Here is a 6,177-nt window from a genome sequence, read left to right on the forward strand (position 1 = left end):
GAAAGGGGCGGGCGATGAAGAAGCTTATGCGTCTTGCATTGGTTGGCTTGTGTCTGGCGGTTGCGGCGTTGATCGCGGCCGGCTGCGCGTCGGGGAAGGGGGACGCCTTCGAGGTGACCGACGGCGGCTACGCGCGGTTCTCGGATAAGCGCCTCGAGGTCCAGCTGGAAGCCGATGTCGCCGGCGGCTATCAATGGGAGTGCGAAGCGGATGGGGCGACGGTCAAGTTCGTCGAAGGCGTGGCCGGGGACTACCTGAGCGGCAAGGCGCCTGAGGGCGAAGGCGTCGGCCTGGCCATCTTCACGTACGAGCCCGAAGGCTCCGGCGAAACCGTCCTGACGTTCACCTACGCGCGGCCAGGGGAAGCGCCCGAAAACGACAAGACGTTCTCCCTCGTCGCGACCGTCGAGGCCGGCATGTTCAGAGACGTCAAAATGGCATAAAAGGGGACTGTCCCCTTTTATGCCAAAATGTCCCGAATGGGGACTGTCCCCGTTTGGGACATTTGCGGCTAGATGCTCAGGTTGCGGCGGGCGAAGACGGCTATAGCGGCGGCGAACAGGGCGAGGCCGAGCGCTGCGAGCGCCGCCGCGCCGGCGACGGCTCCGCTTTCGTTCGCGGCCAGGCCGTAGTAGTCGAACAGCGTGAGCGGGTTCACGTTTTCCAGGAACTCGAACTTGTCGCCGACCTGCGACACCATCTGCATGAGGAAGAATAGGATGCCCGCGCCGCCGCCCACCCACAGAGCGGCGCTCGCGTTCGCGAACAGGCAGGCCGAAAGGAAGCACATCCCCGCCAGGAACACCCAGAGCGCAAGCACCCCCACGTTGGCGCGCACGATGCCCTCGGCGTCGAGGTCTCCCGGGAACATGAGCTCGGCGCAGCCCACCTCGGCCAGCGTGGTCAGCACCGCCAACGCCGCCAGCAGCGTCACCATCACAGCGGCGAGTGTGGCCGCGATGCGCGTGCGGCTGTTGGGCGTGGCCAGCAGATACGACATGGTGCCGCGATCCAGGTAGCGCACCATCAGCTTGTTCGCCATGATCACGATCAGCACGAACGGGAAGATGGTGAGCAGGAAGCCGTACAGGTAGTTCAGCATGAAGTCGGTGAGCGTGGTGGCCTGCTCCGCCATGCCGAACGCCGCGAACAGCTCGGGCATGCTGGCCATCATCATGTCCAGGCTCCGCCCCAGCTCGGGGTCGAACATGCTCACGATCACGGCGATGTACATGACGAGCACCGCGAACACGACGGTGAACACGAACAGGTTCGCGCGCAGCTCCTTCGCGAACAAGGTTTTATTCATGGGAGCCTCCCTTCTCCGACGAGTCGGCCCCGTACAGATGCATGAACAGCTCCTCGAGCGATTGCTCGCGGGCGGCCAGGTCGGCCACGGGGTAGGCGGCCAGGTCCTTCACGAACGCATCCATCGATCCCGCCACGCTCACCTCCACCGCCGCCTCGCCCGCGGCGGCCGCGCCCGGATGCGCCGCGCGGTAGCGCCCGCACGCGGCGGCGTCGGCGAACGTCGCGGTGAACACGCGCTTGCGCGAGCGCCGCACGTCGTCCATGTCCTCCACGGCCGCGAGCCTCCCCGCGCGGATGAACGCCACACGGTCGCACGTGCGCTCCACCTCTTCGAAGAGGTGCGACGACAGCATGATGGTGGCCCCGCGCTCTTTCTCGGCCAGCACGAGGTCGATGAAGCGGCTCTGCATGAGCGGGTCGAGGCCGCTCGTGGGCTCGTCGAGCAGCAGGATGTCGGGCCGCGCCATGAACGCGCACACCAGGCCCACCTTCTGCTTGGTGCCCTTCGACATCTTGCGGATGCGCCGCGCGGCGTCCAGCTCGAAGTAGTCCACCAGCTCGCGCATGCGGCTGCGGTCGCGCAGGCCCTTCATGCGCGCCATGAACTCGAGGAAGGCCGTGCCCGTCATCTCGTCCATGCAGGCGATCTCGCCCGGCAGGTACCCCAGCCCCCGCTGGATGCGCGCCCGCTCGGCGAAGCAGTCGAGCCCCTCGATGCGGACCGCGCCCGCGTCGGGCCTGATGAAACCCATGAGGTTGCGCATGGTCACCGTCTTGCCCGCGCCGTTCGACCCGAGAAAGCCGAACACCTCGCCGCGCCGCACGGCAAACGACACGTCGAACACGCCGCGCCCGCGCCCGTAGTCCTTCGTGAGCCCCGAAAGCTCGATGACGGGACCTTCTGCCATAGTCATCGGTATTCCTCCTTGTAGGCATATGCCTTGAACATGACGCACCAGCGGTCGAACTCGTCCAGAAGCTCGTCCAGATCGATGCGCCGCCCGAGCGCCAGCTGCTGGTGCATGTAGCCGTCGGCCATCCACACGATCATGTTCACCACGTGCTTCGGGTCCACGTCGTCGCGGAACCGGCTGAAGTCCACGTTCCGGAAGTAGCGCGCGAACATGGCGTCTATCTGGCGCTGCGTCCAGCTTTCCATGAGCTGCTTGATGTCCCTGTGCTGGGCGTAGAACGCGCGTACCGAGAACTCCATCAGGTACGGGAACTTGTCCAGCGCCGCGCGCTTGCTGTGGGCCGCGTATTTGAACAGCTCGAAGAAGTCGTCTATCCGGTAGAATCCCTCGTCGACGACCAGGGCCTCCACCTTGTCCATCAGGCGGTTCGTGAGGTAGAGGTAGAGCTGCTGCTTGTTCTTGAAGTAGAAGAACAGAAGCCCCTTCGAGATGCCCGCCTTGCGCGCGATGTCCTCGGTGGAGGCGCTCTTGTAGTCGAAGCGGCCGAACGCCTCCACGGCGGCGCGCACCACGGCCTCCTGCCGCTCCTCGGGCAGGTTCTCGAACTTCTCCAGGTTGCCCTGCATGCGGTCCATGACCCTCCTTCCGATTGACCGGGCGGTCAATCGATCGGGGATCATCCTACGGCATTGACCGCTTTTGAGAAGGCCCCTGAAGAAAAATTTTCAAAGGAGGACGCGGGGGCGTCAGGCCAGGCCGAGCTCGGCGAGAAGAGCCTGGCCGCCCACCGTGCCGGGACAGGCGTCGCCGGCTTCGGCGAGGAAGCAGACGGGCCGCACCACGGCCATGCGACTGCCGCCCTCGGTCCTCACGCGCGACACCTGCATCTTGGCGCGCTCGGCAAGCTCGAGCGGAGCTCTATTGAAATGGGAGACGACCAGGCGTTTGCCCGCCTTCGCCACGCCGTTGCAGAACAGGCGGCGCTCCTCGTTCATGGCGCGCTCGCGCTCCTCCTCGTCGGCCGCCTCGAACGCGGCGCGGCGGGGCATGAGGCCGTCGACGGCCCCCACGACGAAGACGTTGTCGTATTCGACGCCCACGAGCGCGCCGAATGTGGCCACATGCAGCACGTGGGCGTCCTCGGGCATGGCGGGATCGGTTACCTGCGCGCGCTCCATGCGCAGAAGCGCGGCGGCGTCCTCGTCGCCGACGAACGCGCGCGCGGCCTCTTCGAACTCGGGCAGCCCGTCGGCCCCGATGGCGCGCAGCAGGCTGAAGCCCTTGCGTCCGGCGTTTTGCGCGATGAAGTCCTGGCCTGCCCGCCAGCGCTCGGCGAGCACGGCCGCGCGCGGGAACGGCTCTTCGCTCGCCGTGCCCGCCTGCGCCAGCGCGTCGTAGAGCGAAAGGGCGCGCTCCTCGGCGAAGTCCTGCAGGCCCGCCCAGGCATCGCTGTTCACGAGGGGGCTGTCGAAGCCGCACCAGCTGCGCCAGGCCACCATGTCGCACGGGTCGGCCAGCAGGTTCAGCCTGGTGAACGCCACGAGCGCCCGCGCCCGCGCGCTCTCGCGCGGGTCGCCGCCCAGGCCGGAGAGCGCCCCGGCCGCGCTCACGGAGAAGCCGCGCCGTCTGAGCGCCTTCTCCGCCATGAGGGCCCAGCGCTTGTTGGGCACAAGGACGCAAGTGCGGCTTTCGCGCAGGTCATCCTCGGTATCGAGCACCGCGCGCAGGTACTTGGCGATGCCGTCGATCTCGTCCTCCGGCGTGGCCCACTTGATGCACTGCACGCCCGCGCCGCCTTCGTCCGCGGCCGCGTGCGCCGCGCCGGCTTTGAACGAGGGATCCATGTCGCCGTGTTCGCACAGCGCATCGGCGAAGGCGATAACGCTCGGGTTGCCGAACGCGCCTTCGAGCGTGAAGACCTCCGCGTCGGGGTGCGCGGCCTCGAACTGCGTGAACCCCTCGCGGCTGGGGAAGCCGGAACGGAGGATCTGCTGCTCGTTGGGGTTGCCGGCCACGATGAGCTGCTCGCCGGCCAGCAGGCGCAGGCAGGCCTGCTCGGCGCGACTCAGGTTCTGGAAGTCGTCGCACAGCACGTGCGCGAAGCTCCCGCGCGCCGCGGAGCCGGCCTCGCTTTCCAGGAACAGGGCGCACAGCGCGGGCGCCTCCTGCGCGAGCATCGCGCCGCGCAACGTGAGCACGCGCTCCCCATGCGCGAGCACGGCCTTCCCCTCATCGTCAAGATGCCATTCGCCGCGCGGCACGAGGTCGGCCATCTGGCGGTAGAGGAGGTCGAGCGTCGCACGCAGACGGCGGACGGGCTGGCCGAGCGCCTTCATGTCCTCGAGGAAGAACGCGTATTCGGCGCTGTTCAGCAGGCGCGGGATGTGGCCCGTGGCCTCGCGCGCAGCCGGATCGTCCAGTACGGCCGCGCATGTGTCGAGCGCGGTTTCCACATGCACCTGGGCGGCTGCCTGCTCCAGGTCGGGTCCGAGCGCACGGCGCAGCCGACGGCGGAAGGCCTGAGCGGCGACGGCGTTCGACACCTCCACGAGGATGGCGGCAGGGTCGGTGCCCTCGCGAACGAGGCGCGCGCAGCGGCGGACGAGCGCCTCGGTCTTGCCGCTGCGCGCGGGGCCCTGCACCTTGGCGATACGGCCATCGAAGGCGGCTATGGTGTCTCTCATGGAACTCTCCTTCTCGATGCGGCTTCCCTCTGCCCGCGCCTCATGTTTCCCGCGCCTCGTCGGGCTCGTCGAGCGCCGCGGCGGCGCGCTTGCGTTCGGCGCGGATGGGCAGGTACTCGCTGATCACGATGCCAGCGAAGATGAGCGCGAACCCGGCGAACAAGGGCCCGGTGAGCGCCTCGCCCAGAAACAGGATGGAAAACGTCACGCCGAACACCGACTCCGTGGCCAGGAACAGCGCGGCCGGCGCGGGATCCACGTGCGCCACCGCCACGTTCTGCAGCAGCAGCGCGATGCACGAGGCGAACACGGCCAGGTACACTAGGCTCATCCATGTGTCGGCGCCCAGGTTGGGGAAGTCGGGCATCGGCTCGAACACGAACCCGGCCGCGAAGCCCAGCGTCCCGGCCACGAAGAACTGGACGACGGTGAGCAGCGTCATGTCGCGCCCGCGCGCGTATTTCGCCGTGTACAGCACGTGGAAGCTGACGAAGACGGCGGACAGCAGCGTGATCAGGTCGCCGAAGCGCAGCGAGAACCCGGTCGAGCCCGCGAACGACACGCATCCGATGCCCGCCACGCACACGACCGCCGCCGCCACGTTGAAGCGCGTCGGCCGCGCGCCGCGCAGAGCCCAGCCGAGGAAGGGGATGATCACGCAGTACAGCGACGTGAGGAACGAGCTGTTGGAGGCCGTGGTGTCGGTGAGGCCCGTGGAGTTCGCCCAGTACGTCAGGAACAGCCACACGCCCAGGATCGAGCCCTTCTTCAGGTGGTCGGCGTCGAGCGCGCGCCGGAAGCGGGGCAGCATCGCGATGCCCAGGACGAGACCCGCGCCGGTGAAGCGCACGCCCACGAGCCACGCGGGCGGGAACGCGTCCACCGTCGATTTGATCACGACCGTGCCGAGGCCCCAAATAGCCGCCGCCAACAGGAGGAACCCCTTGTACGCCCACAGCGGGCGCGCGGTATGTTGGAGAAGGCGGGCCATAGTCGAGCATCATAGCACGAAGCGCCTTCGCACGCTGTGTGCCGAGAGGCGGCGGGCGCGAACTGGCAAGAATCGTCGGCTGTGGCAGCGCGGGGACGATAGCGAATTTGCCGACCTGGGCAAACGCTTGAGCTTGAGGCGTCGGAGGGGCTAAAACCCGCTCGCAGAGCGCCACAGCCGCAAAATCTTTCCATAACCCTTTTGGTCATCTTTTAAAGGGACGCGAGCGACCCGCCCCTGGGGGGCGCCGGGGGGGGGGGTGCCGGTTGACGGCGGG

At 67.8% G+C, this 6,177-nt stretch carries 6 protein-coding genes; 1 reads left to right on the forward strand and 5 read right to left on the reverse strand.

Annotated features, from left to right (window positions below):
- Nucleotides 1-14 precede the first annotated feature (14 nt).
- Nucleotides 15-443 (forward strand): protease inhibitor I42 family protein, encoded by a 429-nt coding sequence (locus FX134_RS10160; protein WP_172623453.1) that lies wholly within the window; start codon nucleotides 15-17, stop codon nucleotides 441-443.
- 68 nt (nucleotides 444-511) lie between these two features.
- Here FX134_RS10160 and FX134_RS10165 read toward each other — a convergent pair whose 3' ends face one another.
- The 5 genes from FX134_RS10165 to FX134_RS10185 all read right to left on the reverse strand — a co-directional run bounded on the left by FX134_RS10165 (nucleotide 512) and on the right by FX134_RS10185 (nucleotide 5,900).
- The gene (locus tag FX134_RS10165; protein ID WP_080801270.1) at nucleotides 512-1,309 is read right to left on the reverse strand and encodes an ABC transporter permease subunit; all 798 of its coding nucleotides are present in this window, start codon (nucleotides 1,307-1,309) and stop codon (nucleotides 512-514) included.
- Nucleotides 1,302-2,219, reverse strand: coding sequence for an ABC transporter ATP-binding protein (locus FX134_RS10170; RefSeq protein WP_232050911.1), 918 nt, complete (start codon nucleotides 2,217-2,219; stop codon nucleotides 1,302-1,304). The genes FX134_RS10165 and FX134_RS10170 overlap by 8 nt, the downstream gene beginning before the upstream one ends.
- A 2-nt stretch (nucleotides 2,220-2,221) precedes the next feature.
- Nucleotides 2,222-2,860 carry a TetR/AcrR family transcriptional regulator gene (locus FX134_RS10175; RefSeq protein WP_232050912.1) on the reverse strand — a complete coding sequence of 213 codons (639 nt, stop codon included), beginning with the start codon at nucleotides 2,858-2,860 and terminating at the stop codon, nucleotides 2,222-2,224.
- Between the two features lie 111 nt (nucleotides 2,861-2,971).
- Nucleotides 2,972-4,909 carry a 3'-5' exonuclease gene (locus FX134_RS10180; RefSeq protein ID WP_232050913.1) on the reverse strand — a complete coding sequence of 646 codons (1,938 nt, stop codon included), beginning with the start codon at nucleotides 4,907-4,909 and terminating at the stop codon, nucleotides 2,972-2,974.
- 40 nt (nucleotides 4,910-4,949) lie between these two features.
- Nucleotides 4,950-5,900 carry a DMT family transporter gene (locus FX134_RS10185; protein ID WP_080801277.1) on the reverse strand — a complete coding sequence of 317 codons (951 nt, stop codon included), beginning with the start codon at nucleotides 5,898-5,900 and terminating at the stop codon, nucleotides 4,950-4,952.
- Nucleotides 5,901-6,177: the final 277 nt, after the last annotated feature.

The organism is Arabiibacter massiliensis (assembly GCF_902386925.1).
GTDB classification, from domain to species: Bacteria; Actinomycetota; Coriobacteriia; order Coriobacteriales; family Eggerthellaceae; genus Arabiibacter; species Arabiibacter massiliensis.

Bases quoted from the DNA above. Each gene is read 5' to 3' on its own strand.
- FX134_RS10160 (WP_172623453.1), top strand. From the start codon at position 15: ATGAAGAAGCTTATGCGTCTTGCATTGGTTGGCTTGTGTCTGGCGGTT.
- FX134_RS10165 (WP_080801270.1), bottom strand. From the start codon at position 1,309: ATGAATAAAACCTTGTTCGCGAAGGAGCTGCGCGCGAACCTGTTCGTG.
- FX134_RS10170 (WP_232050911.1), bottom strand. From the start codon at position 2,219: ATGGCAGAAGGTCCCGTCATCGAGCTTTCGGGGCTCACGAAGGACTAC.
- FX134_RS10175 (WP_232050912.1), bottom strand. From the start codon at position 2,860: ATGGACCGCATGCAGGGCAACCTGGAGAAGTTCGAGAACCTGCCCGAG.
- FX134_RS10180 (WP_232050913.1), bottom strand. From the start codon at position 4,909: ATGAGAGACACCATAGCCGCCTTCGATGGCCGTATCGCCAAGGTGCAG.
- FX134_RS10185 (WP_080801277.1), bottom strand. From the start codon at position 5,900: ATGGCCCGCCTTCTCCAACATACCGCGCGCCCGCTGTGGGCGTACAAG.